Source organism: Pseudomonas sp. NY15354 (assembly GCF_048068075.1).
In the GTDB taxonomy this organism is placed as follows: domain Bacteria; phylum Pseudomonadota; class Gammaproteobacteria; order Pseudomonadales; family Pseudomonadaceae; genus Aquipseudomonas; species Aquipseudomonas guariconensis_C.
Genome location: NZ_JBLUPV010000022.1, coordinates 24,633 through 49,244 on the forward strand (window position 1 = coordinate 24,633; position 24,612 = coordinate 49,244).

Here is a 24,612-nt window from a genome sequence, read left to right on the forward strand (position 1 = left end):
CGACAATTGTCTAAGAACGAACTTACTCGACACACCCGCTGTCAGATCGCGGCGCGCTGGCGTCGAACCATTGGCGTGATAGAATGCCGCGCCTCCCAAGGGAGTATGGATAGTGTGTCTGCCAACCTCTTCAGCGTGTTGACAGATGAACGAGGAAGCTTGCGCAGTACTTGCCAGTCGCCTTGCCCCGAACCCGCACAGCACCGCGCCAGGATTTATGAGACTTACACCCGCTTCATTGCTGTTATGCCTCGCTCTGCTGCCGGCCCTTGGCCAGGCGGGAGAAAAGACCGTGTATGGCCTGAACGAATATGCCCGCCTTTCCGACCTCGACCTGGAAGTGGCGGCCAAACTCGACACTGGCGCCAAGACCGCGTCGCTGAGCGCCCGTGACATCAAGCGTTTCAAGCGCAACGGCGAAAGCTGGGTCCGCTTCTACCTGGCCATCGATGCCGCCCATTCGCATCCGATCGAACGCCCCTTGGCCCGCGTCAGCAAGATCAAGCGCCGGGCCGGCGACTACAATCCGGACGAAGGCAAGGCCTACACCGCCCGCCCGGTCATCGAACTGGATATCTGCATGGGCCACGCCCGACGCACCATCGAGGTCAACCTCACCGACCGCAGTGCCTTCCAGTTCCCGTTGCTCATTGGCTCCGAGGCGCTCAAGCACTTTGACGCGCTGGTCGACCCAAGCCTTAAATACGCGGCCGGCAAACCTGCCTGCGCCACCAAAGCTCCCACCGCAGAGTAATTCCGATGCGCTCTCTTACCCTTCACCTGAAAGTCCTGATCACCGTCCTGGTGCTCCTGGGCGTGCTGGTCACGGCCTATCAGATCTTCATTCTCGGCATCCCGGTGACCGAGGACGAGACCGACGATTTGTGGAACATCGACGCCAAGGTCGAGTTCGTCGCCAACCCGAAGGACCCGGTCAAGGTGCAGATGTTCGTGCCACCGCTGAACCGTGACTATGTCAGCCTCAACGAGAGCTTCATCTCCAACAACTATGGGGTGAGCGTCAACCGCGCCGACGGCAACCGCAAGGTGACCTGGTCGGCCCGCCGCGCCAGCGGCAACCAGACCCTCTACTACCGCCTGGTCCTGACCAAGCGCTACAGCAACGAGAAGACCACGGTCAAAGGTCCGACCTTCCGCGACAGCCTGGCCGTCGAAGGCCCGGAGAAGATCGCCGCCGAAGCCCTGATGGCGCCGATCCGCCAGCACTCGGCCGACGTCGAGACCTTCGTCAGCGAGACCATCAAGCGGGTCAACAACCTCAACGACGACAACGTCAAGCTGCTGCTGGCCGGCGATACCTCGTCGATGAAGAAAGCCCAGGTCATCGACCTGCTGCTGTCCATCGCCCACGTGCCGATGGAAAAGGTCCACACCATCCGCCTGGTGGCCGACACCCCGCAAACGCCTGAGCTGTGGCTGCGCAGCTTCAACGGCAACGACTGGCTCTACTTCAACCCCGATACCGGCGAACAGGGCCTGCCCAGCGATCGCCTGCTGTGGTGGACCGGTGACGACAATCTGATCACCGTCGATGGCGGCAAGAAGGCCAACGTCACCTTCAGCATGAACAACAGCGAGATGAACGCCATCCGCCTGGCCAAGCTGACCGACGAGAACACCGACGCCGATTTCCTGGAATACTCCCTGTACGGCCTGCCCCTGCAGACCCAGCAGACTTTCATGATCATGGTGATGATCCCGATCGGCGTACTGGTGATCCTGGTGCTGCGCAACCTGATCGGCATCCAGACCCTCGGCACCTTCACTCCGGTGCTGATCGCCCTGGCCTTCCGCGAAACCCAACTGGGCTTCGGCATCATGCTGTTCACGGTGATCACCGCCCTGGGCCTGTCGCTGCGCTCTTACCTTGAACACCTGAAGCTGCAGATGCTGCCACGCCTGTCGGTGGTGCTGACCTTCGTCGTGGTACTGATCGCCGCCATCAGCCTGTTCAGCCATAAGCTGGGCCTGGAGCGCGGCCTGTCGGTAGCCCTGTTCCCGATGGTGATCCTGACCATGACCATCGAGCGCTTGTCGATCACCTGGGAAGAGCGTGGCGGTGGCCATGCCATGAAGGTGGCCATCGGCACCCTGTTCGCCGCTTCGCTGGCGCATCTGCTGATGATGGTGCCAGAGCTGGTGTACTTCGTGTTCACCTTCCCGGCCGTTCTGCTGATTCTGGTGGGCTTCATGCTGGCGATGGGTCGCTACCGCGGCTACCGCCTGACCGAGCTCGTTCGCTTCAAGGCTTTCGTGAAGGCTGACGCCTGATGTTCGGACTGATCAAGACCTGGAAAGCCCTGGAGGCCCGGGGCATCATGGGTATCAACCGGCGCAATGCGGACTATGTCCTGAAGTACAACAAGCGCCACCTGTACCCGATCGTCGATGACAAGATCATCACCAAGGAGCGTGCGATCAAGGCCGGCATCCATGTGCCGGAGATGTACGGCATCATCGAGACCGAAAAGCAGATCGAAAAACTCGACCAGATCATCGGCAATCGCAACGATTTCGTCATCAAGCCGGCCCAAGGGGCCGGTGGTGACGGCATCATGGTCATCGCCGATCGTTTCGAGGACCGCTACCGCACGGTGTCGGGCAAGATCATCAGCCACGAGGAGATCGAACACCAGATCTCCAGCATCCTCACCGGGCTCTATTCGCTTGGCGGGCACCGCGATCGTGCGCTGATCGAGTATCGGGTCACCCCGGACCAGATCTTCAAGAGCATCAGCTATGAAGGTGTGCCGGACATCCGCATCATCGTGCTGATGGGCTACCCGGTGATGGCTATGCTGCGCCTGCCGACCCGCCAGTCCGGCGGCAAGGCCAACCTGCACCAAGGCGCGATCGGGGTGGGCGTGGACCTGGCCACCGGCCTGACCCTGCGCGGTACCTGGCTGAACAAGATCATCAGCAAGCACCCGGACACCACCAACGCGGTGGACGGCGTGCAACTGCCGAACTGGGATGGCTTCATGAAGCTGGCAGCCAGCTGTTACGAGCTGTGCGGCCTGGGCTACATCGGGGTCGACATGGTCCTGGACCAGGACAAAGGCCCGCTGATTCTCGAGCTCAACGCCCGCCCGGGCCTGAACATCCAGATCGCCAACGACTGCGGCCTGACCCAGCGTACCCATGCCATCGAGGCGCACCTGGAAGCGCTGGCCAAAGACGGCGTGAAGGAAACTGCCGAGCAGCGCGTGCGCGTGTCCCAAGGTCTGTTCGGTCACGTTCATCCGCAATAACCCTCGGGGGCTGCCTTGCAGCCCATCGCAGGTTTCGCCCGCTCCCACAGTGCAAGCGCTTCTTCTGTGGGAACGGGCTACCTGCGAACGAACCAACATCTTCTCGGTCTGGCAGCTTTGCGCTTGTCCCGCAGGCGAATACAATCCCCCTCCTCGCTTTGTCATCGCCGTCCACTCTGATGCCAACCTGTACGCTCCACCCCCTGCCCTACCAGCTCGACCCCGCCGTCCATTTCGCCCGCCTGCGTCAGGCCCCGGGCGCGATCCTGCTCGACAGTGCCCGTCCTGGCGCCGAGCGCGGTCGCTTCGACTTGCTCAGCGCCTGGCCGGTGCAGCACCTGCAAGCCGGGGTCGGGGAAGATGGCCGAGCCTATCTGCAACGCCTGCGCGACGCCCTGGCTGCTCTGGGCCACGCAACGTTGCCCGACGGCGTCCAGCTGCCGTTTGCCGGCGGCCTGATCGGTTATCTGAGCTATGACTTCGGCCGACGCCTGGAGCAACTGCCAAGCCTGGCCCAGGACGATCTCGGCCTGCCCGAGGCACAACTGGGCCTGTATGCCTGGGCCATGGTCAGCGATCACCAGCGCGGGACTACGCAACTGGTGTTCCACCCAAGCCTCGCAGCCGCCGAACGCAGCCGCCTGATCCAGCTGTTCGAAACACCCGACACCACCGAAACAGGCAACTTCACGTTGCTCGCCCCGATGCGCGGTGACCTGCAACCTGCCCAGTACCGCAGCGCGTTCGACAAGGTCCAGCAGTACATCCAGGCCGGCGACTGCTACCAGATCAACCTGACGCAACGCTTCCGCGCTCCCTGCCAAGGCGACCCGTGGCGTGCCTACCAGGCCCTGCGCAAAGCCTGCCCGACACCATTTTCCGGCTATCAGCAACTGGCCGATGGCAGCGCCTTGCTGAGTTTCTCGCCAGAGCGCTTCATCAAGGTCAGCCAGGGCGAGGTGGAAACCCGGCCGATCAAAGGCACCCGCCCTCGTTCCGCCGATCCGCAGGAGGACGCACGCAACGCCGCCGAACTGCAGAACAGCCCCAAGGATCGCTCGGAAAATCTGATGATCGTCGACCTGCTGCGCAACGACCTAGGGCGCACCTGCCAGATCGGCTCGGTCAAGGTGCCCGAGCTGTTCAGCCTGGAGAGCTACCCCAACGTCCACCATCTGGTCAGCAGCATCACCGGCCGCTTGGCCGCCGGCAAAGATGCCCTGGACCTGATCGGCGACAGCTTCCCGGGTGGTTCGATCACCGGCGCTCCGAAGATTCGCGCCATGCAGATCATCGATGAACTGGAGCCGACACGCCGCGCGCTGTACTGCGGCTCGCTGCTGTACCTGGACGTACGGGGCGAGATGGACAGCTCCATTGCCATCCGCAGCCTGCTGGTCAAGGAAGGTCAGGTCTGTTGCTGGGGCGGTGGCGCGGTGGTGGCCGACTCCGAGTGGCAGGCCGAGTACGAAGAATCCATCGCCAAGGTGCGGGTGCTGATGGAGACCCTGCAAGGCTTGTGATCGATGGCGCTTTCTTCGCGGGCAACCCCACTCCCACCGGCGTCCACCGCCCCTGAGAGAACGGCTCTACCCGCGAAGAGGCGCTTCAAGGCAAACGTCTACCCGGCCATTTTTTGTTACCATCGGCTCACTACGAGCGCACAGCGCCACACACACGATGGAAACCGCCTGATGAGCCAACCCTTCGACGTCGCTGCCCTGGCCGCGACCTACGCCAACAAGTCCCCCCAGGACATCCTCAAACTTGCCTTCGAGCATTTCGGCGACGACCTGTGGATTTCCTTCAGTGGCGCCGAGGATGTGGTGCTGGTCGACATGGCCTGGAAGCTGAACAAGCAGGTCAAGGTGTTCAGCCTCGACACCGGTCGCCTGCACCCGGAGACCTACCGCTTCATCGATCAGGTCCGCGAGCAGTACAACCTGCCGATCGAGATCCTCAGCCCCGACCGTGCCCTGCTCGACCCCTTCGTCAAGGAAAAGGGCCTGTTCAGCTTCTACAAGGACGGCCATGGCGAGTGCTGCGGTATCCGCAAGATCGAGCCATTGCGCCGCAAACTGGCCACCGTGAGCGCCTGGGCCACCGGCCAGCGTCGCGACCAGAGCCCCGGCACTCGCAGTCAGGTGGCGGCACTGGAAGTCGACACGGCGTTCTCCACGCCCGAGCACACCCTGTACAAGTTCAACCCGCTGGCACAGATGACCAGCGAGGAAGTCTGGGGCTACATCCGCATGCTCGAATTGCCCTACAACAGCCTGCATGAGCGCGGTTTCATCAGTATCGGCTGCGAGCCGTGCACCCGTCCTGTGCTCCCCAATCAGCACGAACGTGAAGGGCGCTGGTGGTGGGAAGAGTCGACCCAGAAGGAATGCGGCCTGCACGCCGGCAACCTGATCACCAAAGCCTGATTTCACCAGATACAAAAAAACCGGCGCGATGGCCGGTTTTTTTGTGCCTCGAAGACTCAGTGCACGGGCAGCTCGACGCCTTCGAACAACTCCTCGAGCTCTTGTTTGTTATGGCACTGGATGGCCTTGGCCATCACTTCGCGGGTCAGGTGGGGGGCGAACTTCTCGATGAAGTCGCACATGAAGCCCCGCAGGAAGGTGCCACGGCGGAAGCCGATCTTGGTGATGCTGGCCTCGAACAGTTCGCTGGCATCCAGGGCCACCAGGTCGCTGTCAAGCTTGGTGTCCACGGCCATCTTGGCCACGATGCCCACGCCCAGGCCCAGGCGTACGTAGGTCTTGATGACGTCGGCGTCAGCGGCGGTGAACACCACTTTCGGCGTCAAGCCACGATGGTTGAACGCCTCGTCCAGCTTGGAACGCCCGGTAAAGCCGAACACGTAGGTCACGATCGGGTACTCGGCGACCGCCTCGAGGGTCAGTTTCGGCAGCTTGGTCAGCGGATGGCCCTGCGGCACCACCACGCAGCGGTTCCACTTGTAGCACGGCATCATGATCAAGTCGCCGAACAGCTCCAGCGCCTCGGTGGCGATCGCAAAATCGACGGTGCCGTCGGCGGCCATCTCGGCGATCTGCATGGGCGAGCCCTGGTGCATGTGCAGGGCGACTTCCGGGTACTGCTTGATGAAACTGCTGATCACCGGTGGCAGCGCATAACGCGCCTGGGTGTGGGTGGTGGCGATGGACAGGGTGCCCTTCTTCTCGTTGGAGAACTCCTGGGCGATCTGCTTGATGCTCTCGACCTTGCGCAGGATCTCGCCAGCGGTGTTGATGATGCGCTCACCGGCAGGGGTGACGCGTGTCAGGTGCTTGCCGCTGCGGGCGAAGACCTCGACGCCGAGCTCGTCCTCGAGCAGGCGGATCTGTTTGCTGATCCCGGGCTGGGAGGTGTAGAGGCTCTGCGCTGTCGCGGAGACGTTGAGGTCGTGGTGCGCCACTTCCCAGATGTAGCGCAGTTGTTGAAGCTTCATAGGTTTCCCTCGGATCAGCGGTAGGTCACCGGCAGCAGGCAGCGATGAGATATAACTATATTAGTGGTTCTCGAAATAAAACTAGAACTATTTTGTTACATGCCCTGGATTTGACCTACCCCCTGTTTCAACCCTTCCTACGCCCCAAATGCTGCGCCAACGGCACCATGTAGACCGGCACCGGCGACAACTGCAGCAACCGCGCGGCGGTGCGACCGATCGGCACATCCACCCCTGCCCCCTGACTGTGGCTGCCGAAGATCAATAGGTCGACACTCAAGCGCTGAGCCTGTTCGATGATCACCTGGGCCGGGTCTCCTTGACGCACCCTGACCGCTCGGATCAAGGCCAGGTCCGCCTCCTCACCTAATTCGTCACGAAAGTTTTCCAACACCCGCTGTTCGATGTTGGCCATCACTGTATTGACGCCTTCGCTGTGCAGTTCGTCCAGGGTCTGCTCGTCGAGGTAGCTTTGCAGCAGGGATTCGGCGAACTGCCCCATGGGCTCCACCGCATGGATCACGTACAGCTCTGCGTTGAAGGTCCGGGCCAGGGCCAAGGCGTGCTGCATGACAAAAGGCGCGTATACACCGAGGTCGGTGGCATACAGCATGGAATGAATCATTCGACCTCCTCGACTGCCGTTACGGCAGAGCAAGGTTCAGCTTAGCAGCGCCGCGTACAGCCGCTCTGCCGTCCGGCGCGCTGCGCACGTGGCCTGCGCGGAATCAGACGTTGCGATTGTGACGGTCGGTGAAGGCCAGGGCCTGGTACAGCATCTGCATCCGCGGCAACCGGCACCCGACCGCTTGCGCGCGCGCCAGCGGTTCGGCGTAGATCGCCTGCAACTCGAGCGGCCGCCGCAGCACATGGTCGTGGTACATGCTCGGCCAATAGTCGGGCATCTTTTCGGTGAGGTTGAACAGTTGCTCGGCGTAACCTTCCGGCAAGACATGCCCGCAGGCCCGGGCGCCCTGCACGACTTCAGCCATCAGCGCGCGCACCAGGTCACGGCTGTCCGGGTCCGTCATCAGCGCCGTGGTGCTGGCCTGCAGCAGAACCGAGAGACCGTTATAAGGCACATTCCACACAAGCTTCTGCCAACGAGCCTGATCGAGGTCATCCATGGCCTGGGAGTCGATGCCTGCCGCCTGGAACAGCGCCGCCCCTTGGGCAACAACAGCGGCGCCCGCATCCTCGGCCGGGCCACTGTGGTAACCCAGGTTGACGGTGCCCAGCGCCTGGTGGCGCACCACCGCAGGTGCCTGACGGTTGACGCAGATGAAGCACAGGCCGCCAAGCAGGTGCATATCAGCGCGCAGTGACGGGCGCAATTGCGCCTCCACGCCCAGGCCATTTTGCAACAACACCACCTTGGCTCCTGGGGCTGCAGCCTGGATGATCAGCGGTGCAAGCTCTCGGTTGCTGGTGGCCTTGGCCCCTACCAACAACCAGTCGCAGGGTGGCATGTCGGCGGCCGAGGCGTAGGCCTGAACCTTCATATGCAACTGACCGTAAACCGCGCTGTCCACCGCCATGCCTTGCTCATTCACGATGTTGTATTCACTGCGCAGCAGAAAGTGCACATCGAAACCGGCCCGCGCGAGCATGAGCCCATAGAAACCACCGATGGCACCGCTACCGATGATGCCGATACGTGGGTTATGAGTGACCACACACGCTCCTTGTCCGAAATCTGGATACTGGGTTTTTACACCTAAACGCCTCGGGTTTCGAACGCAGAACCATCAGCGCACGTTAGCTTGCCCCTTACCTAGCCGCGCCACCTTGCAAATAAAACGCGCCTTGGCCGTAAAAACCCCGTACCGGCGGGGGAAAGCCCATTGTCGAGCCACCTTGTAACGCGCTAAGGTTCGGCTCCCCGTTGCGAACAATCTTGCTGCTGGGCCGCACGGGGATTGCTGGCGGCCGGCACCCGTGACCTGACGAGTAACACGATGGCTGATTTACCGATCGACGACCTTAACGTTGCCTCCAACGAGACCTTGATCACCCCCGATCAGCTCAAGAAGGAACTCCCCCTCAGCGCCAAGGCCCTGCAGACCGTGACTGCCGGCCGAGAAGTGGTGCGCAACATCCTCGACGGCAAGGACCATCGACTGTTCGTCGTGGTGGGCCCCTGCTCCATCCACGACATCAAAGCCGCCCATGAGTACGCCGAGCGCCTGAAGGTGCTGGCCGAAGAAGTTTCCGACACCCTGTACCTGGTCATGCGCGTGTACTTCGAGAAGCCGCGCACCACCGTCGGCTGGAAAGGCCTGATCAACGACCCTTACCTGGATGACTCCTTCAAGATCCAGGACGGTCTGCACATCGGTCGCAAGCTGCTGCTGGACCTGGCCGAAATGGGCCTGCCCACCGCCACCGAGGCCCTCGACCCGATTTCCCCGCAGTACCTGCAGGACCTGATCAGTTGGTCGGCCATCGGCGCCCGTACCACCGAATCCCAGACCCACCGGGAAATGGCCTCGGGCCTGTCCTCGGCGGTCGGTTTCAAAAACGGCACCGACGGCGGCCTGACCGTGGCCATCAATGCCCTGCAGTCGGTCTCCAAGCCGCACCGTTTCCTGGGGATCAACCAGGAAGGCGGCGTGTCCATCGTCACCACCAAGGGCAATGCCTATGGCCACGTGGTGCTGCGCGGCGGCAACGGCAAGCCCAACTATGACTCGGTCAGCGTCGCCCTGTGCGAGCAGGACCTGGCCAAGGCCAAGATCAAGGCCAACATCATGGTCGATTGCAGCCACGCCAACTCCAACAAGGATCCGGCCCTGCAGCCGCTGGTGATGGAGAACGTCGCCAACCAGATCCTCGAAGGCAACCAGTCGATCATCGGCCTGATGGTCGAAAGTCACCTGAACTGGGGCTGCCAGGCTATTCCGAAAGACCTGGGCGAACTGCAATATGGTGTATCCATCACCGATGCCTGCATCGACTGGAGCGCCACCGAGAAGGCGCTTCGCAGCATGCGCGCCAAGCTCAAGGATGTCCTGCCTCAGCGCCAGCGCGGCTGACTACCGGGCCACAAACGAAAACGCCGGGCAATGCCCGGCGTTTTCGTGTTCGGTGTTCAGCGGTGCCGTTCAGGCCTTGCTCGACTGACGTTGCTGACGCTCCATGTAGCGCTCAACGTAGGAGCAGGATGGGATCACCGTGTAGCCCATTTCCTCGGCGTACTCCAGCGCCTTCTCGGTCAACGCTGCAGCGATGCCTCGCCCACGCAGGGCATTGGGCACGAAGGTACGGTAGATATCCAGCGTCTGCTTGCCCAAGTCCATGTACGTCAGATAGGCACGGTGACCGTCCACATTGGTCTCGAACTGATGACCGGCCTGGTCATGGTGGATGGTCAACGCTTCGCTCATCACTACTCCTCGCAGGTCTATCGGCAGACCCTTACCTTAACCAATGGTGTTTCCGGCGGAGGAACCTCTACGCCACCCCTGCCCCTTGGACCGCAATGCGATCCGAATCGTTCTGCAGCGCGGGCACCTTACAAATAGTAGGCGCCGCAAGCGGGATTGCTCAAGGTGGAACGGGGAAAAAGTGCAAGATCGCCCCAGCCTGTCGCGTCGCAGTCACGAACACAGTGTTCTAGGCCTATGACGCCGACGGACAGTTAAAGTCACCGTTAGTTCAGCAAAAAGTTCCCGCTCTACAAATGCTTGCGGCGGCTGTGCAAAATTTTCACAAATGCCATACAAAGGTTGTCACCTTTTGGGGTCGGCAACATTTTTTTTGCAGTTCTTGCGCTTAGTCAGTTTACTTACTACAAGTAATGGGTACTATGTACGCCGGCCAGTTTCTCTTTTCCGAGAGATGGCTCTTTAATAGAAAGTCCTTGAAGGGGAACACGATGAACAACGTTCTGAAATTCTCTGCTCTGGCTCTGGCCGCAGTTCTGGCTACCGGTTGCAGCAGCGTATCCAAAGAAACCGAAGCTCGTCTGACTGCGACTGAAGACGCAGCAGCTCGCGCTCAAGCTCGTGCTGATGAAGCCTACCGTAAGGCTGATGACGCTCTGGCTGCCGCTCAGAAGGCTCAGCAGACCGCTGACGAAGCCAACGAGCGCGCTCTGCGCATGCTGGACAAAGCCAGCCGCAAGTAATAATCCTCACGGATTGTTATGGAGCCGACCCACTAGTGGGTCGGCTTTTTTATTGCCCACCCGAAAAGCAAACGACAAAAATGAAAAAGGCCTGCACTAAGGCAGGCCCCGATTCAGCTTAACGGGAGCCACCTCCCGTTAGAGACATCCCGCTTACTGCAGCTCCGGCGGAATGCTCGAAACCATCGGCGCTGCCCCACCATTGACCGGTACAGCGATTTCCACTGGCATGCCATCTTCAGCCGCCACCACGTCGCGTACCATGTCCCAGTTCATGCGCAAGTTGTTGGCCAGGTCTTCACGCTTGAGCAAGGCATTGATGACCGCGGTGTGTTTATCGACCACCGACGGATTGCCGTGATCATCGAGCGGCGTGTGTGCCTCGAGATAGACCTTACCGCCACTGATGCCGAACTTGTAAGGCTCGTTGATGATTCGCACTGGCGTACCCACCGGTACCATCTTGGAAAGTTCCAGCACGTTGTTGTTGAGCATGCGGAAGCAGCCATGGCTGGTACGCATGCCGATGCCGAACTTCTTGTTCGAACCATGAATCAGGTAACCCGGCACACCCAGGGTGAACTTGAACGGCCCCAGCGGGTTGTCCGGACCTGCCGGCACCACTGCTGGCAGGATGTCACCGTCGGCAGCGTGCTCAGCACGGATCGAGGCGGGTGGCGTCCAGGTCGGATTGGGGGTCTTGGCGGTGATCTTGGTGTTGGCGATGGGCGAGCCCCAGCCTTCACGACCGATACCCAGCGGGAAGGTGTGCACCACGTTCTGGCCTTTCGGGAAGTAGTACATACGGTATTCGGCCAGGTTGATGACGATCCCTTCGCGCGGGCCTGGCGGCAGGATGTAGCGGGTCGGCAGGATGATCTCGGTGCCTGCGCCCGGCAGCCACGGGTCCACGCCCGGGTTGGCCGCGATCATCTCGAGATACCCCAGGTCATTGGCGGTGCCGATGTCGGCAAAGGTGTCTTCGTACTTGGCCTTGATCACCTGGACCTGGCCGACGATATCTTCACCGGCAGGTGGCAACGGCAATTCCAGCGCAACGGTTGGACCGGCTACCAACAGGGCGGCCAGGGACAAGCTACGGGTGACGGCGGGAAGGCGCGGCAACATCCGGTAAATCCTTCGAAAGATGGGTCAAGAGGATCGATTGTACACCTAGCCCGGGACAAGCGGGAGGCATCGGGTTCATGCTGGGATTTCAGATGATGAAAGGTGCTCAGAGTTCCGGCCATACCGGGCGCATACCCCGGCGCTGGGCATCGAGGATTGCCCGGCACAGTGCACAAAGGCGACCATCGCGGTAAACCGATCGCTCCACTGCGGACCAGCGCGGTTGCGCGGGCAACAGACCACCGCACAGGGTTCGATCGACGGGCACGCCCAGCTCGAGCTGGCGAGCCACCAAGTGAACGCGAACCTCCTGGCAGGCGAACAGGTCGAGCTGTTCATCGGGCTCGATCAGTTGATAGGCGTACAAGGACCAGGCAGGGCGCGGCATTGGGGGCTCTCGAAGCGGGGGGCGCAACATTAGCCGAAAGCAGGCCCCGATAAAAGCGTCACAGCAACGGTTTTATCGCCGGCCAGGCATTTTCCAGCAAGCGCGGCTGGGCCCCGACGGTCGGGTGGATGCCATCGGCCTGCATCATCTGCGGCACACCGCCGACGCCGTCGAGGAAGAACGGTACCAGAGGGACCTGCTTCTGGGTCGACAGGCGTTCATACACCTGAGCGAAGGCGCTGGTGTAGCGCACACCGTAATTGGGCGGCAGTCGCATGCCCAGCAGCACCACCTTGGCGCCCACCTCGCGCGCTTGATCGATCATCGAGGCAAGATTTTGTTGCAATTGCTGAGGGGGCAGCCCGCGTAGCCCATCGTTGCCGCCGAGCTCCAGCACCACCAGGCTCGGCTTGTGCGCCACAAGCAGCGCTGGCAGGCGCGCCTGGCCGCCAGCGCTGGTGTCTCCGCTGATCGAGGCATTGACCACCTGGTCGGCGTATCCCTCGTCCTTTAGACGCTGCTGCAGCAGGGAAACCCATCCCAGGCGGCTATCCAGGCCAAAACCGGCGCTGATACTATCCCCGACGACCAGCAGTGTACCCGCCGCCGCGCTTTGGGCCAGGCAATACAGGGCCAGACCGGCACTCAACCACCACACTCGCATCGGATTCTCCATGGGCCCCAGCATTCTCGTTGCGCAGAACCTTAGCAAAGTGGTCCCCAGCGCGGAAGGCGACCTGACCGTCCTCCACGCGCTGTCGTTGTCCCTCGAGCAAGGCGACAGCCTGGCCATCGTCGGCGCCTCGGGCTCGGGTAAATCGACCCTGCTCGGCCTGCTCGCCGGTCTCGACCGCCCCACCGCTGGCAAGGTCATTCTCGCCGGCCATGATCTGGGCCCTCTCGATGAAGATCAGCGTGCCCAGGTCCGCGCCGAGCATGTGGGCTTCGTGTTCCAGTCGTTCCAGTTGCTCGATAGCCTCAACGCCCTGGAAAACGTCATGCTGCCACTGGAGCTCGATGGCCGCCGCGATGCACGCGAGCAGGCCCGCACCCTGCTGGAGCGGGTCGGCCTGGGCAAACGCCTGAGCCACACCCCACGCCAACTCTCCGGCGGCGAACAGCAACGGGTGGCAATTGCCCGCGCCTTCGCCGCACAACCCGCCGTGCTGTTCGCCGACGAACCGACCGGCAACCTGGACAGCCATACCGGCGAACGTATTAGCGACCTATTGTTCGAATTGAACAAGGAGCGCGGGACGACCCTGGTTCTGGTCACCCATGACGAGCGTCTGGCCCAACGCTGCCGACGCCTGATCCGCTTGGATGCCGGCCGCCTGGTAGCGCCCGTGGAGCCCTGATGACCCGCCTGTCCTTCTCCCGCCTGTGCGGCCTGGCCCTGCGCCAGTTGTCGCGCGATGCTCGCACCGGTGAAGTGCGCGTGCTGTTCTTCGCCCTGCTGGTAGCGGTGGCGGCCAGCACCGCCATCGGCTACTTCGGCGCGCGCCTGAATGGCGCCATGCAACTGCGCGCCAGCGAATTCCTGGGCGCCGACCTGGTGCTGCAAGGCGGCTCACCGGCCCGAGATGTGCAAATCAGCACAGGCGAGGCAGCCGGCTTGCGCCATGCTCGCGTGGTGGAGTTCACCAGTGTGGTAGGCGGTGAGAGCGGCATCCAGCTGTCCAGCATCAAAGCCGCCGACGCTGCCTATCCCCTGCGCGGCCAACTGCGCAGCGCCGCCACGCCCTATGCCCAGGAAACCCCTGGCGGCGGCCCCGCACCTGGCGAGGCCTGGGTCGAGGCGCGCCTGTTGGTGGCGCTGGGGCTGTCGATAGGCGACAGCATCGACGTGGGCATGAAGACCCTGCGCATGAGCCGAGTGCTTACCTACGAGCCTGATCGCGCCAACAATTTCTATAGCCTCACGCCACGCGTGTTGATGAACATCGCCGACCTGCCGTCCACCGGTGTGATCCAGCCAGGTAGCCGGGTCAGCTACCGCGACCTGTGGCGCGGGACGCCCGAGGCGTTGGCGCAGTACCGACAGCATGTGCAAAAGAGCTTGGCCGCCAATCAGCGCCTGCTCGATACCCGTGATGGCAATCGGCAGATCGGCGGCGCACTGGGCAAGGCCGAGCGCTACCTGAACATGGCCAGCCTGGTGGCGGTGCTGCTGGCAGGCGTTGCCGTGGCGCTGTCAGCCAGCCGCTATTCGGCCCGGCGCCTGGATGCCAGTGCCTTGTTGCGTTGCCTGGGGCTTTCCCGGCACCAGGCGCTGGGGATGTATTGCCTGCAACTGGCAGTGCTTGGCCTGATCGCCGCCGCTGCCGGGGCTTTGGTCGGTTGGTTGGCGCAGTTGGGGCTGTTCCGCTTGCTGCACGGCCTGATGCCGAGTCAGGTGCCTCCCGGTGGTATCGCCCCGGCCCTGGCCGGCATCGGGACCGGCCTGGTGGCCCTGGCTGGGTTCGCCCTGCCACCGCTGGCCGCTCTGGGCCGCGTTCCGCCCTTGCGCGTACTGCGCCGGGACTTGTTGCCTGTGCCACCGAGCAGTTGGCTGGTGTATGGCGCCGCCCTGCTCGCTCTGGGGCTGATCATGTGGCGCTTGAGCCTGGATCTTCTACTCACCTTTGCCTTGCTCGGTGGCGGTTTTTTCGCCGCCCTGCTGCTTGGTGGCCTGCTTTTGCTGGGCCTGCGCAGTCTGCGACAGGTGCTAGCCAGTGCTCCCTTGGCCTGGCGTCTGGGCCTGGGCCAACTGCTACGCCATCCTCTGGCCGCCGCCGGCCAGGCCCTTGCCTTCGGCCTGATCCTGCTGGCCATGACCCTGGTCGCCCTGCTCCGGGGTGAATTGCTCGACACCTGGCAAGCCCAGCTACCCCAGGATGCCCCCAACCATTTCGCCCTCAATATCCTGCCTGACGAACGCGACCCTTTCGCCCAGCGGCTACAGGCGATCAACGCCAGCTCGGCCCCCTTGTATCCGGTGATACCGGGACGCCTGACGCATATCAACGGTCAGCCGGTGCAACAGTTGGTCAGCAAGGACTCCACCGGCGAACGCGCTGTGCAGCGCGACCTCAGCCTCACCTGGGCTGCCGAGTTGCCCGAAGGCAACACGCTGAGCGCAGGCCAGTGGTGGCAAGCACCACCGACCGAGGATGAGTTGCCTGGAGTTTCGGTGGAAGCCCAGCTTGCCGACAGCCTGAAACTCAAGCTCGGCGATCTGCTCGACTTCGATATCGGCGGTCAGCAACGCCAGGCGCGGGTGAGCAGCTTGCGTGCGGTGCATTGGGACAGTTTTCAGCCCAACTTCTACATGATCTTCCAGCCCGGCACCTTGCAAGGATTGCCGACGACCTACCTGACCAGCTTCTATCTGGCACCGGGGCATGACCAGGAAGTGGTCGCCCTGTCACGGGCGTTTCCGGCGGTGACCATCCTCCAAGTCGATGCGCTGCTGGCACAGTTGCGCAGCATCCTGGCCCAAGTGACATTGGCGGTCGAGTACGTGCTGTTGTTCGTGCTGGCGGCGGGGCTGGCGGTGCTGTTCGCGGGGCTTCAGGCAACGCTGGACGAGCGTATCCGTCAGGGGGCGCTGTTGCGCGCGCTGGGGGCCGCCAGGCCGTTGCTGGTCAAGGCGCGGCGAATCGAATTCGGGCTGCTCGGGGCGGTGAGTGGTGTGCTGGCCGCTCTGGGCTGCGAGATGATTACCTGGGTGCTATACCGGTATGCGTTTGATTTGGCGTGGGAGCTGCATCCTGGGTTGCTGATGGTGCCGGTGGTGGGGGCGGTATTGGTGGGTGGGGCTGGGATTGTGGGGACGCGGCGGGCTTTGAATGCGAGTCCGTTGGTGGTGTTGCGGGAGGGATAGCTTGGGCTTGGGCTTGGGCTTGCCTGCGATGGGCCGGCGCTTCCGCCTTTACGGCGGGTCACTTGGGTCTCGGGCCGCGCAGCGGCGGCCCCAAGATGAACAACCTCGATCTCGCCGCTCTCAAGCAGCACAGCCTCACTATCCATCAACCCCATAGCGAATACGATTGACGTACCAGGTAGCCTCCCCTGTCGGTGTCTTCACCACCACCTCATCCCCTTCTTCCTTCTTGAGCAGCGCCCGCGCCATGGGCGAGTCGATGGAGATGTAGTCGTTGCGCCCATAGATTTCGTCATACCCCACGATCCGAAACTTGAGCGCCTCACCTTCATCGTTCTCGATCTCCACCCAGGCACCGAAGAACACCTTGCCCTCTTGTTGGGGCGAGTAGGCAACCACTTTGACGTCTTCAAGCCGCTTGCGCAGGTACCGGACCCGGCGGTCGATCTCCCGCAACAGCTTCTTGTTGTACTGGTAATCCGCGTTCTCGCTACGGTCCCCCAGGGACGCAGCCCACGTGACCTTCTGGGTAATCTCAGGACGATAGACCCGCCACAGGTGATCGAGCTCCTTCTTCAGAGCCTCATGACCTTCAGTGGTGATGATGTTGGTGCTCAAGCGGCATTCTCCTCAGTGCATCCCCCGCTGACGCACGCCAGCAGAGGGCCCCGAGCTTAGCGAAAAATGCCGCCGACGACACGCCGCTCAGCGGCGGGTGATCAACCCCTGGCGCGCGATGCGAGTCAATTGGCCGATGACCTCGGCAGCGTCCGCAGCCAAGGGCGCCTGGATCACCGCAAGGTCGAAACGGTCATTGCCAAATTGGGCGAAGCCATCGCAGGTTTCGGCAAATTGCACCAGAAATGCACGCGCCTGCCCCTTGCGTCGCGACAAGCCGTCAAGGTTGCGTAAAAGTGTGGGTTGATGCTGGCCACCGAGCAGGATGCGCGGTGTACGGGAAGCCTGGCTGGCAGGCAATGGACTCAAGCAGACACTGGTACGTGGACAACTCATGGAGATATCTCTGCGCCTCGCAAATCCCGCTGGGCAGCGGTGGGAGGCGTCACCGAACCAGCGCTTTAGCGGTATTTCGGATGAACCCGAAGGGCTATCCCGCGCCCCGCAAGTAGCTGTTTAAATCGGCGCAGTCGGTATGCTAGAGCGTGAAGCGATAAGTTACAAGATACCGATGCCGGCTAAGCGCTAAGACTTTCGCAGGCCTACCCTCTTCCAATGAAAAAACCCGCTTTCCAGCGCACCTGGAAAGCGGGTTTCATGTTGAGCCGGCGAGATCAGTTGCGCGCGATCAGGCGGTCCAGGGAGAAGCGGCCTGCGCCCTCGATCAATACCGCCACGGTACCTGCCAGCAGCGCCAGCGCGAACTCGTAGCCATTGTTGGACATGAACAGACCATTGTTGATGTGCACCGAGAAGATCGCCACCACCAGGGTCACGGTCAGGGCCAGCGCTGCCGGCCGTGCCAGCAGACCCACCACAAGGGCCAAGCCGCCGAAGAACTCAGCGCTGCCCGACAACAGGGCCATCAGGTAACCCGGCGCCAGGCCGATGCTTTCCATCCATTGGCCGGTGCCCTCCAGCCCGTAGCCGCCAAACAGGCCGAACAGTTTCTGGGCGCCGTGAGCCATGAAGATGATGCCTACGAGGATTCGAATGACACTCAGACCAGTACCGGCGCGGGTAACGAACAGAGCGTTGAGGGTGTTGTTCATTTCGATGCTTCCTGAATCAAGGGATGTTGTGTGGAGATGGCGCCATTCTAATCGTAAAAATAGATGCTAAAAGCGCAATAAAGGGCATATTACTATCTATTTTTTTGATTTATTAGCGATTCGCCACCCGCTCCAGCGATTCCCGCTGCCGATTGAATGCCAGGAAGTATTTGTTGACGCTGTTGACGAAATTGACCGGCCCCATGCCTACCTGCTCCATGGCGATGCGTTCGGTCTGGAAGAACCACTGATTGCTATTGAGCCCCCGACGCCGTGCCTCGGCGCGCATGGCCTGGACCCGTTCCGGCCCAAGGTTGTAGGCCGCGAGGATAAACGCCATGCGCTCACGCTCATTGAGCTGGGGGCTGGCGAAGAACTTGCGGCGGATCAATGCCAGGTAGCGGGCGCCGGCCTGCACATTGCCTTCGACCGAGGCGATGTCATTCACGCCTACACGGCGAGCTGCCGCAGGCGTGATCTGCATCAGCCCGTGCGCGCCACCCCCACCGCGCGCCGCCGGATTGAGGGTGGACTCCTTGAATGCCAGCGCCGCCAGGTTCAGCCAGTCGATCTGCTGCGCAGTGCCATGCTTCTGCAGCACCGTGCGCAATGCCTCCAGGCGCTTACGGTCCTTTCTCGCCAGTGGGTCGTGCACCCGATACTGACGGCGATAGATACGCTCGAAGGCCGCGTCCTGGTTCGCCGGCGCGCGGTAGCCTTCCAGAAAGCGATCCACGGTGGCGAGCAACATGCTGGCGTCACGGCGCACATACCAGCGCATCGCCTGAGGCTGGCCCAGGCTCACGCGCGAATCCAGGCGCAGGCGCGGCATCACCCGGGCCCACCGCTCGGCGATCGGGCGCTCCACCACGGTCAGGTGATAGATCCCTGCCTGGACCATCTCCAGCACATCCTCCACCGCCAGGCTGGCATCGACCCACTCCACCTTGATCGGTGCACGCTTTCGCAGCGCCAGTTGCTGGTTGATCTGGGTGATCACCGCACCGGCGGCGCTGGCGCTGGTCAAGGCGACAGTCCGACCAGACAACTGATCCACCCGGCTGAAACTGCGCTCGCCTTTGCGCCCGACCAACATCAACTGCACCTGGTCCCGAACCGCGACGCTGCCACTGACCCCACGCACCAACGCAGGGTCGAGCAACTCGCCAGGGGCCGCCAGGTCGCCCTCACCACGCTGTAGGGCGGCGAGCAGTTGCTCTTTGGCGCGGGGAATGAGTTTGAGGCGGATCTGCTGACCGTCCCGGGCCCGGGCATTGAGGTAGTGCTCGAGACCTCGCAGGCGGTGGTGTTCCACCCCCACCGGCTCGCCTTTGACTTCTCCCGAGCTGTTTCGACTCTGATTGACCAGGACCCTGAGGACCTTGCTGCTGCGGATCTGCGCCAGGTCACGGACCTGGCTGGCCGGCACATGCTGCTGGGGTCCCGGCAGCCGGGCATTGGCCGGTGCGGCCAGGCTCACGCCGACAAGCAGCAGCGGTATCAGCAGCGATCGCAGCATGCGAGAACCTGTCCGAGGGCTGGGAGCGGGTGTCATACAGCGAGGTCCGTCCATGACAAATGACGCTAAAAGACCACGACAACCACTTGAAGTTCTGGGATTTTTTTCGAATTACCCGTTTTTTGCTATGCTGGCCGGCCCGCGGCACGAGGTAGAAAGATGCAACTGATCGATATTGGCGTCAACCTGACCAACAGCAGTTTCCATGACCAGCAGGCCGCCGTCGTCGAACGTGCCGTGCAGGCAGGCGTGGTCCAGATCGTGCTCACCGGCACCAGCCTGCAGGTCAGCGAACAGGCCCTGACACTCGCCTCGCAACTCGACCCCGAGAGCCTGCGCCTGTTCACCACCGCCGGCGTCCACCCTCACGATGCCAGCCATTGGGACAACGCCAGCGAACGCCAACTGCGTGAGCTGCTGGCCCAGGCACGGGTTCGCGCCGTGGGTGAGTGCGGGCTCGATTTCAACCGCGACTTCTCCCCTCGTCCGCAGCAGGAGAAAGCCTTGGAGGCTCAATTGGCGCTGGCTGCCGAGCTACGCCTGCCTGTGTTTCTCCATGAGCGCGAGGCCAGCGCGCGGCTGCTGGAAATCCTCAAGGCCTATCGGGACCACCTGCCTGCAGCCGTGGTGCACTGCTTCACTGGCGAACGCCAAGCCTTGTTCGCCTATCTGGACCTGGACCTGCACATCGGTATCACGGGCTGGATCTGCGACGAGCGCCGAGGCACCCATCTGCACCCGCTGGTGGGCAACATTCCCGAAGGCCGTCTGATGCTCGAAAGCGACGCGCCCTACCTGCTACCGCGCAGCCTGCGCCCCAAGCCCAAGAAAGGTCTCAACGAGCCGGCCTTCCTGCCTGAAGTATTGCGGGAGGTTGCGCTGCACCGAGGGGAATCCCTGGAGCAGACCGCCGCCCACACCACTGCCACTGCCCGAGCGTTCTTCCAGCTGCCCTGATACCGGGGCCAGCCTTTGTTGACGCATATCAAGACGGGCGCTGAGACGAGCGGACACAATGATGGCACCTTGCCAATAATGTTTCCGCTCAACTCAGAGAAGACCTATCCATGGGTGCCTGGCTTAGCAATATTTCCCTGAAGTACAAGTTCTGGGCTGTCAACGCAGTGGCCTTCGTCACGACTCTGCTGCTGGTGCTCTACGCGGTGTACCTGGAGCAACAAGCCCGGGCCGAAGGCGCGCGCAACCAGGCGTTAGCCCAGGCCGAACTCATCGCGGCCTGGCCTGCGGGACAGCCATTGCCCCAGCCATCGCAGGCCGTGGCCTGGCAGGCCGGTCAGACGCCGATCATCGCCAACCAGCCACGCGAGGCCCTGGCGGATGCCCAAGGCTGGATCGCCCTGCCCAATGCCTGGATCCTGGGCAACAATCCCTTGCAGGGCGCCCAGGTGGTCCACCACGGCGAGCAGCGCATCGCCATGCTGGCCGAATCCCCCAGCCTGCGCCAGGTGTTCTTCGAGCGCTTCACCCAGTACGCGGCCTGCGTGCTGGTGCTCATGCTGGCGATGCTTTGCGCTTCGCAGTTGCTGATCCGCTTTCTGCTCAGCCAGCTCAACACCCTCAAAGACGTGATGCTGCATGTGGAGAAGACGGGTGACCTGTCAGCCCGCGTGCCACTGTCCTGTGGCGATGAGGTCGGTCAGATGGCCGGGGCCTTCAATGCCATGCAGGCCACTTACCACCGCGTGGTCAGCACGGTTGCACGCACGGCTGCGCAACTGGACTGCGGCGCGGCACGCCTGGCCGCGAACATGGACGAGGTGCGCCACGGCATGATCGGCCAGCAGAGCGAGACCGACCAGGCTGCCACCGCCATCAACGAGATGTCCGCCACAGTCCATCACATCGCCCAGCACGCGGGTGCCACCCGTGACCTGTCGCAGACCGCCGACACCCTGGCCGGCAGCGGCCAGGCGGTGGTCAGTCGTGTGCAGGACTCCATTGCCGGCCTGTCCAGCGGCGTCCAGCAAACCGCCGAAATGATTCGCCAGCTCGCCGAAGACAGCCAGCGCATCAACGGCGTGGTAGGCGTCATCCACAGCATTGCCGAGCAAACCAACTTGCTGGCCCTCAACGCAGCCATCGAGGCGGCCCGCGCAGGCGATCTGGGACGTGGTTTTGCCGTGGTGGCGGACGAGGTGCGCAACCTGGCCAAGCGCGTGCAAAGCTCCACCGATGAAATCACCGGCATGGTGTCCGCCCTGCAAGCCGGCACCCGCGATGCAGTGGATTTCATGCAGGAGAGTTCCTATAAGGCCGACGATTGCGTCAAGCAGGCCCAAGAGGCCGGCGAGGCGTTGCTCGAGATCACCAGTGCGGTGGCACAGATGCGCGAGAGCAATACACAGATCGCCGTCGCCGCCGAACAGCAAAGCCAGGTAGCCGAAGAGATGAACCGGGCGGTGGTGAGCATTCGTGACGTCACCGAGGAAACGGTCCAGCAGACCGTCGGATCGGCCACCACCAGCAACGAACTGGCAACCTTGGCAGGCGAGCTGAACAAGGCCATCGGCCAACTCAAGCTATAAGGTCGATAACCTGCCTCGATTGGCCCTGACCCGAGGGCCACACTAAGCTTTGGGCATGACCGAGAGGAAATGCCCATGAGTAAACGCCTGCCCAATCTGCACGCCTGGCAATGGCGTGGCTACCATCATAATCACCGGCACCCGACCAATCTGGTGTTGCATCTGATTGCCGTCCCGCTGTTCATCCTGGGCGCACTGCTGGTGCTCGGTGGCGTGTTCGGCCTGGACCTTAGCCAACTGGCGATCGGCCTGATCGCCCTGGCAGCGGGGCTGGGCTTGCAGCGCCACGGGCATCGCCTGGAAGCCGAACAACCCGAACCCTTCGCCAGCCGCAAGGATGCCGTGCAGCGCCTGCTGACCGAGCAGTTCATCACCTTTCCGCGCTTTCTGCTAAGCGGTGCGTGGTGGCGTGCCTGGCGCGAGCGCCACAAGCATCGCCGCTAGCGCCAAGGACCTAACCGAACACCGTCACGGTCTGTCGGCTCAAGGCAATCAGCTCATTCTCGGCTGTCCAGAGGGCGGCCGAGGCATGCCCGTAGCCATCACGGGCGTGCTCGGTCTCGACACAGTAGCGACACCAGTCCAAGGTCGACAGCTTGGGCGCTGGCTGGATGAACTCGATCGTCCAGGTCAAGGTGCTGCCTGCCGCCGGTTGCTTCAGGTGCGGTAGCAGGCTGGGTGGCCAGGCATCGACCAACGCCAGCAGGTGCGCTTCGTTCACCGGCTCGTCGGCCATATCGCGAAGGCGCACCCAGCCGCCCATACGGCGATCGGTGTTGCCGCTAAATGGCAGGCCGCCAATGGCCCAACGCAATGCCACATGACGCATGAACTCAGGCGTCACGCCTTTGATACAAGGCAGTTCGGCGGCCGCCTGCTCGAGCGGCTTCATGTCCACAGCAGGCCGTGCCTTGACCTCGATCGCCGACGGTCGACCATCCCCGAAGCTACCCTGCACCAGGGTCACCACCTGCCCTTCCTGCACGGCGCGCCCGAGCAGCGTGCTGACGGCTTTGCCCTCGCGCAACACCTCGACCTCGAAACTGATGGGCACCTCAGGCGCCGCCGGCCCCACAAAGGTGATGGCCAATGAGCGCACCGGACGCCCCTCACCAAGCTTGGTACGCATCGCCTCATGCATCAGCGCCACCATCAGCCCGCCAAACACCGCGCGTCCCTGGCCCCAACTGGCCGGTACGCTGACAGACTCGGGGCACTCGCGCACCGCGCTCAGCAACTGCGTGAAATTCATGTTTGGCTCCTGCACAAGGGCTTGATTGGCTGCCACGGGGCGGGCCCGTGTCAGAAACGTGCCCCGGATCTTAGCCAGCGAGCGCGCGACTGACAGCCCAAATAATGGCCATTCCCTAAGGCTATCGACGCGCCAAAGCTGCCTGCAAAGCCTCCAGGGTAGCGTCAGCCTTCTGCTCGGCCTCATGCAGTTCGCGTTCCCATGCCTTCTTGAACGGCGCCAGATCGGCGTGATCACGCGCCGACAAAAGCCATTGCACCCGGTCGTGCCAATCGCCCAGGTCCCCCTGAGCGCACCTGAGCACGCGTTGCAGTTTCTTTCCCGCGTGCTTCAGCTGTGGGTACGCCTCATCGCCATAGCGCACCCGCTTGATCAGCAGGCGCAAGCGATGGCGGTCGTGGCTGGGATCGGCCAATGCCTTCTGGAGCTTGCGCCATTGCTTGGCCAGACGTTTGTCGATGCGCTTACCCAGGCCACTGGCCAGGCCTTCACGCGCACAGGCCCGCAGGAACAACGGGAAGGTGTCGATGATCGCCAGCACCCGGGTGAGCTGGCGGCTGACGGCCACGCTGGCGAAGATACCCGCCCTGCCCTCCAGGCGCCGCGCCCCGGCTTGCTCGTGCCCTTGGCTGATCAGATGGGCCGCCAGCACCTCGCGATCACGTAAGGGCGTCGTAAGAGCCCCCAGGGCCCGCGCCGCCTCCTCCAACTGCTCTACCCCGGGCAGCCCGCGCAGAGGCCGCAGCAAGCTACGCAAGCGTCGCAGGGTCGTGCGCAGGTCGTGCAGCGCTTCGCTGTCGACATCGCCCGCCAGCCGCTCCCGACAAGCCAGCAAACGGACCTGCAAGGCCAGCACCTGGGCGATGACATGATCGAGCATGGCGGCCATACGACCCTCCTGGGTCAACGACCCGCGCGGGACTCACGAATGTAGAAACGTGCCTTCTCGGCCTTGCGGCTGCAGCCTTCGAAGGCCTCGAATTGCTGCTGGGTCTTGGCGCCGGTCAACAGCGAAAGCGCCTTGGAATAGCTGACAGTGCCGGCAAAACCTTCGGCCTTGGCCAGGTCCAGTTCCTTCCACGCAGCATCGAGCTGAGTCGCACAGCTGTCACGGTACGCCGTCTTGCCCGCGCAACCAGTGAGGACAAGGGCGATCAAGGGAAGGCAGATCCAGGCTTTCATCAGTCAGTAACCTCAAGTTTGAACAAACGAGTGGCCGTTCGACGCTCGGGCAAACGAAAAGTGCCCTGCTCAGCGTAGCCCAGCGCGGTCTACATTGAAGCACAGGCAGCAATGGGTGCATTGTTGGACCATGGTTGCACA

At 62.6% G+C, this 24,612-nt stretch carries 26 protein-coding genes; 12 read left to right on the forward strand and 14 right to left on the reverse strand.

What is annotated here, in order from left to right:
* The first annotated feature begins 217 nt into the window (after positions 1-217).
* The 5 genes from ACNFCH_RS18885 (at position 218) to ACNFCH_RS18905 (ending at position 5,701) form a co-directional block, all read left to right on the forward strand.
* On the forward strand, positions 218-754 hold the full coding sequence (locus ACNFCH_RS18885; RefSeq protein ID WP_337160062.1) for an ATP-dependent zinc protease: 537 nt from the start codon (positions 218-220) through the stop codon (positions 752-754).
* Between the two features lie 5 nt (positions 755-759).
* Positions 760-2,292: an inactive transglutaminase family protein gene (locus tag ACNFCH_RS18890; RefSeq protein ID WP_070574016.1), complete on the forward strand. Its 1,533-nt coding sequence runs from the start codon at positions 760-762 to the stop codon at positions 2,290-2,292.
* Positions 2,292-3,272, forward strand: coding sequence for an alpha-L-glutamate ligase-like protein (locus ACNFCH_RS18895; protein ID WP_043214012.1), 981 nt, complete (start codon positions 2,292-2,294; stop codon positions 3,270-3,272). The genes ACNFCH_RS18890 and ACNFCH_RS18895 overlap by 1 nt, the downstream gene beginning before the upstream one ends.
* Before the next feature lie 179 nt (positions 3,273-3,451).
* A complete protein-coding gene (pabB, locus tag ACNFCH_RS18900; protein ID WP_416743295.1) occupies positions 3,452-4,795 on the forward strand; it encodes an aminodeoxychorismate synthase component I in 1,344 nt (447 codons plus the stop codon).
* A gap of 171 nt (positions 4,796-4,966) precedes the next feature.
* Positions 4,967-5,701: a phosphoadenylyl-sulfate reductase gene (locus ACNFCH_RS18905; protein ID WP_416743296.1), complete on the forward strand. Its 735-nt coding sequence runs from the start codon at positions 4,967-4,969 to the stop codon at positions 5,699-5,701.
* Between the two features lie 56 nt (positions 5,702-5,757).
* Here the strand turns inward: ACNFCH_RS18905 and cysB are convergent, their stop codons facing one another.
* From cysB to ACNFCH_RS18920, 3 genes are all read right to left on the reverse strand, one after another.
* Complete coding sequence (gene cysB / locus ACNFCH_RS18910; RefSeq protein ID WP_027593928.1) at positions 5,758-6,732, reverse strand: HTH-type transcriptional regulator CysB; 975 nt, start codon at positions 6,730-6,732, stop codon at positions 5,758-5,760.
* Positions 6,733-6,859: 127 nt separating this feature from the next.
* Positions 6,860-7,357, reverse strand: coding sequence for a universal stress protein (locus ACNFCH_RS18915; protein ID WP_070093974.1), 498 nt, complete (start codon positions 7,355-7,357; stop codon positions 6,860-6,862).
* A gap of 103 nt (positions 7,358-7,460) precedes the next feature.
* Complete coding sequence (locus ACNFCH_RS18920) at positions 7,461-8,408, reverse strand: putative 2-dehydropantoate 2-reductase (protein ID WP_337160065.1); 948 nt, start codon at positions 8,406-8,408, stop codon at positions 7,461-7,463.
* Positions 8,409-8,690: 282 nt separating this feature from the next.
* Between ACNFCH_RS18920 and ACNFCH_RS18925 the strand changes: the two genes are divergently transcribed.
* Complete coding sequence (locus ACNFCH_RS18925) at positions 8,691-9,767, forward strand: 3-deoxy-7-phosphoheptulonate synthase (protein ID WP_196165155.1); 1,077 nt, start codon at positions 8,691-8,693, stop codon at positions 9,765-9,767.
* Between the two features lie 69 nt (positions 9,768-9,836).
* Here the strand turns inward: ACNFCH_RS18925 and ACNFCH_RS18930 are convergent, their stop codons facing one another.
* Positions 9,837-10,118 carry a GNAT family N-acetyltransferase gene (locus tag ACNFCH_RS18930; protein ID WP_043215814.1) on the reverse strand — a complete coding sequence of 94 codons (282 nt, stop codon included), beginning with the start codon at positions 10,116-10,118 and terminating at the stop codon, positions 9,837-9,839.
* Between the two features lie 491 nt (positions 10,119-10,609).
* Between ACNFCH_RS18930 and oprI the strand changes: the two genes are divergently transcribed.
* Positions 10,610-10,861 (forward strand): outer membrane lipoprotei OprI, encoded by a 252-nt coding sequence (oprI, locus tag ACNFCH_RS18935; protein ID WP_003259780.1) that lies wholly within the window; start codon positions 10,610-10,612, stop codon positions 10,859-10,861.
* Between the two features lie 153 nt (positions 10,862-11,014).
* On the opposite strand, the gene ACNFCH_RS18940 is transcribed toward oprI, so the two are convergent.
* The 3 genes from ACNFCH_RS18940 to ACNFCH_RS18950 all read right to left on the reverse strand — a co-directional run bounded on the left by ACNFCH_RS18940 (position 11,015) and on the right by ACNFCH_RS18950 (position 13,041).
* On the reverse strand, positions 11,015-11,989 hold the full coding sequence (locus ACNFCH_RS18940; RefSeq protein ID WP_337160066.1) for a L,D-transpeptidase family protein: 975 nt from the start codon (positions 11,987-11,989) through the stop codon (positions 11,015-11,017).
* 106 nt (positions 11,990-12,095) lie between these two features.
* A complete protein-coding gene (locus tag ACNFCH_RS18945; protein WP_043215816.1) occupies positions 12,096-12,377 on the reverse strand; it encodes a hypothetical protein in 282 nt (93 codons plus the stop codon).
* A 58-nt stretch (positions 12,378-12,435) separates the two neighbouring features.
* Positions 12,436-13,041 carry an arylesterase gene (locus ACNFCH_RS18950; RefSeq protein WP_416743297.1) on the reverse strand — a complete coding sequence of 202 codons (606 nt, stop codon included), beginning with the start codon at positions 13,039-13,041 and terminating at the stop codon, positions 12,436-12,438.
* Positions 13,042-13,051: 10 nt separating this feature from the next.
* Between ACNFCH_RS18950 and ACNFCH_RS18955 the strand changes: the two genes are divergently transcribed.
* Together ACNFCH_RS18955 and ACNFCH_RS18960 are read left to right on the forward strand one after the other, a co-directional pair.
* On the forward strand, positions 13,052-13,735 hold the full coding sequence (locus ACNFCH_RS18955) for an ABC transporter ATP-binding protein (protein ID WP_196165151.1): 684 nt from the start codon (positions 13,052-13,054) through the stop codon (positions 13,733-13,735).
* Positions 13,735-16,242 (forward strand): ABC transporter permease, encoded by a 2,508-nt coding sequence (locus tag ACNFCH_RS18960; protein WP_416743298.1) that lies wholly within the window; start codon positions 13,735-13,737, stop codon positions 16,240-16,242. The genes ACNFCH_RS18955 and ACNFCH_RS18960 overlap by 1 nt, the downstream gene beginning before the upstream one ends.
* A 138-nt stretch (positions 16,243-16,380) precedes the next feature.
* Here the strand turns inward: ACNFCH_RS18960 and greB are convergent, their stop codons facing one another.
* From greB to ACNFCH_RS18980, 4 genes are all read right to left on the reverse strand, one after another.
* Entirely contained in the window at positions 16,381-16,860 is a 480-nt protein-coding gene (greB, locus tag ACNFCH_RS18965; RefSeq protein WP_196165149.1) for a transcription elongation factor GreB, read from the reverse strand.
* 87 nt (positions 16,861-16,947) lie between these two features.
* Positions 16,948-17,256 carry a hypothetical protein gene (locus ACNFCH_RS18970; RefSeq protein ID WP_043213510.1) on the reverse strand — a complete coding sequence of 103 codons (309 nt, stop codon included), beginning with the start codon at positions 17,254-17,256 and terminating at the stop codon, positions 16,948-16,950.
* 278 nt (positions 17,257-17,534) lie between these two features.
* A complete protein-coding gene (locus ACNFCH_RS18975; RefSeq protein ID WP_337160069.1) occupies positions 17,535-17,972 on the reverse strand; it encodes a DoxX family protein in 438 nt (145 codons plus the stop codon).
* Between the two features lie 112 nt (positions 17,973-18,084).
* The gene (locus ACNFCH_RS18980; RefSeq protein WP_416743299.1) at positions 18,085-19,491 is read right to left on the reverse strand and encodes a transglycosylase SLT domain-containing protein; all 1,407 of its coding nucleotides are present in this window, start codon (positions 19,489-19,491) and stop codon (positions 18,085-18,087) included.
* A gap of 159 nt (positions 19,492-19,650) precedes the next feature.
* Here ACNFCH_RS18980 and ACNFCH_RS18985 point away from each other — a divergent pair, with 159 nt between their 5' ends.
* The 3 genes from ACNFCH_RS18985 to ACNFCH_RS18995 all read left to right on the forward strand — a co-directional run bounded on the left by ACNFCH_RS18985 (position 19,651) and on the right by ACNFCH_RS18995 (position 22,481).
* Entirely contained in the window at positions 19,651-20,448 is a 798-nt protein-coding gene (locus ACNFCH_RS18985) for a TatD family hydrolase (protein ID WP_416743300.1), read from the forward strand.
* 110 nt (positions 20,449-20,558) lie between these two features.
* Positions 20,559-22,037, forward strand: coding sequence for a methyl-accepting chemotaxis protein (locus ACNFCH_RS18990; RefSeq protein WP_416743301.1), 1,479 nt, complete (start codon positions 20,559-20,561; stop codon positions 22,035-22,037).
* A gap of 75 nt (positions 22,038-22,112) precedes the next feature.
* Positions 22,113-22,481: an Mpo1-like protein gene (locus ACNFCH_RS18995; RefSeq protein ID WP_337160073.1), complete on the forward strand. Its 369-nt coding sequence runs from the start codon at positions 22,113-22,115 to the stop codon at positions 22,479-22,481.
* Between the two features lie 10 nt (positions 22,482-22,491).
* On the opposite strand, the gene ACNFCH_RS19000 is transcribed toward ACNFCH_RS18995, so the two are convergent.
* The 3 genes from ACNFCH_RS19000 to ACNFCH_RS19010 all read right to left on the reverse strand — a co-directional run bounded on the left by ACNFCH_RS19000 (position 22,492) and on the right by ACNFCH_RS19010 (position 24,471).
* A complete protein-coding gene (locus ACNFCH_RS19000) occupies positions 22,492-23,289 on the reverse strand; it encodes a thioesterase family protein (protein ID WP_337160074.1) in 798 nt (265 codons plus the stop codon).
* Positions 23,290-23,410: 121 nt separating this feature from the next.
* Complete coding sequence (locus ACNFCH_RS19005) at positions 23,411-24,178, reverse strand: CHAD domain-containing protein (RefSeq protein ID WP_337160075.1); 768 nt, start codon at positions 24,176-24,178, stop codon at positions 23,411-23,413.
* Positions 24,179-24,192: 14 nt separating this feature from the next.
* A complete protein-coding gene (locus tag ACNFCH_RS19010) occupies positions 24,193-24,471 on the reverse strand; it encodes a hypothetical protein (protein WP_070093988.1) in 279 nt (92 codons plus the stop codon).
* Positions 24,472-24,612 lie beyond the last annotated feature (141 nt).

Bases quoted from the DNA above. Each gene is read 5' to 3' on its own strand.
- ACNFCH_RS18885 (WP_337160062.1), top strand. From the start codon at position 218: ATGAGACTTACACCCGCTTCATTGCTGTTATGCCTCGCTCTGCTGCCG.
- ACNFCH_RS18890 (WP_070574016.1), top strand. From the start codon at position 760: ATGCGCTCTCTTACCCTTCACCTGAAAGTCCTGATCACCGTCCTGGTG.
- ACNFCH_RS18895 (WP_043214012.1), top strand. From the start codon at position 2,292: ATGTTCGGACTGATCAAGACCTGGAAAGCCCTGGAGGCCCGGGGCATC.
- pabB (WP_416743295.1), top strand. From the start codon at position 3,452: ATGCCAACCTGTACGCTCCACCCCCTGCCCTACCAGCTCGACCCCGCC.
- ACNFCH_RS18905 (WP_416743296.1), top strand. From the start codon at position 4,967: ATGAGCCAACCCTTCGACGTCGCTGCCCTGGCCGCGACCTACGCCAAC.
- cysB (WP_027593928.1), bottom strand. From the start codon at position 6,732: ATGAAGCTTCAACAACTGCGCTACATCTGGGAAGTGGCGCACCACGAC.
- ACNFCH_RS18915 (WP_070093974.1), bottom strand. From the start codon at position 7,357: ATGATTCATTCCATGCTGTATGCCACCGACCTCGGTGTATACGCGCCT.
- ACNFCH_RS18925 (WP_196165155.1), top strand. From the start codon at position 8,691: ATGGCTGATTTACCGATCGACGACCTTAACGTTGCCTCCAACGAGACC.
- ACNFCH_RS18930 (WP_043215814.1), bottom strand. From the start codon at position 10,118: ATGAGCGAAGCGTTGACCATCCACCATGACCAGGCCGGTCATCAGTTC.
- oprI (WP_003259780.1), top strand. From the start codon at position 10,610: ATGAACAACGTTCTGAAATTCTCTGCTCTGGCTCTGGCCGCAGTTCTG.
- ACNFCH_RS18940 (WP_337160066.1), bottom strand. From the start codon at position 11,989: ATGTTGCCGCGCCTTCCCGCCGTCACCCGTAGCTTGTCCCTGGCCGCC.
- ACNFCH_RS18945 (WP_043215816.1), bottom strand. From the start codon at position 12,377: ATGCCGCGCCCTGCCTGGTCCTTGTACGCCTATCAACTGATCGAGCCC.
- ACNFCH_RS18950 (WP_416743297.1), bottom strand. From the start codon at position 13,041: ATGCGAGTGTGGTGGTTGAGTGCCGGTCTGGCCCTGTATTGCCTGGCC.
- ACNFCH_RS18955 (WP_196165151.1), top strand. From the start codon at position 13,052: ATGGGCCCCAGCATTCTCGTTGCGCAGAACCTTAGCAAAGTGGTCCCC.
- ACNFCH_RS18960 (WP_416743298.1), top strand. From the start codon at position 13,735: ATGACCCGCCTGTCCTTCTCCCGCCTGTGCGGCCTGGCCCTGCGCCAG.
- ACNFCH_RS18970 (WP_043213510.1), bottom strand. From the start codon at position 17,256: ATGAGTTGTCCACGTACCAGTGTCTGCTTGAGTCCATTGCCTGCCAGC.
- ACNFCH_RS18975 (WP_337160069.1), bottom strand. From the start codon at position 17,972: ATGAACAACACCCTCAACGCTCTGTTCGTTACCCGCGCCGGTACTGGT.
- ACNFCH_RS18980 (WP_416743299.1), bottom strand. From the start codon at position 19,491: ATGCTGCGATCGCTGCTGATACCGCTGCTGCTTGTCGGCGTGAGCCTG.
- ACNFCH_RS18985 (WP_416743300.1), top strand. From the start codon at position 19,651: ATGCAACTGATCGATATTGGCGTCAACCTGACCAACAGCAGTTTCCAT.
- ACNFCH_RS18990 (WP_416743301.1), top strand. From the start codon at position 20,559: ATGGGTGCCTGGCTTAGCAATATTTCCCTGAAGTACAAGTTCTGGGCT.
- ACNFCH_RS18995 (WP_337160073.1), top strand. From the start codon at position 22,113: ATGAGTAAACGCCTGCCCAATCTGCACGCCTGGCAATGGCGTGGCTAC.
- ACNFCH_RS19000 (WP_337160074.1), bottom strand. From the start codon at position 23,289: ATGAATTTCACGCAGTTGCTGAGCGCGGTGCGCGAGTGCCCCGAGTCT.
- ACNFCH_RS19005 (WP_337160075.1), bottom strand. From the start codon at position 24,178: ATGGCCGCCATGCTCGATCATGTCATCGCCCAGGTGCTGGCCTTGCAG.
- ACNFCH_RS19010 (WP_070093988.1), bottom strand. From the start codon at position 24,471: ATGAAAGCCTGGATCTGCCTTCCCTTGATCGCCCTTGTCCTCACTGGT.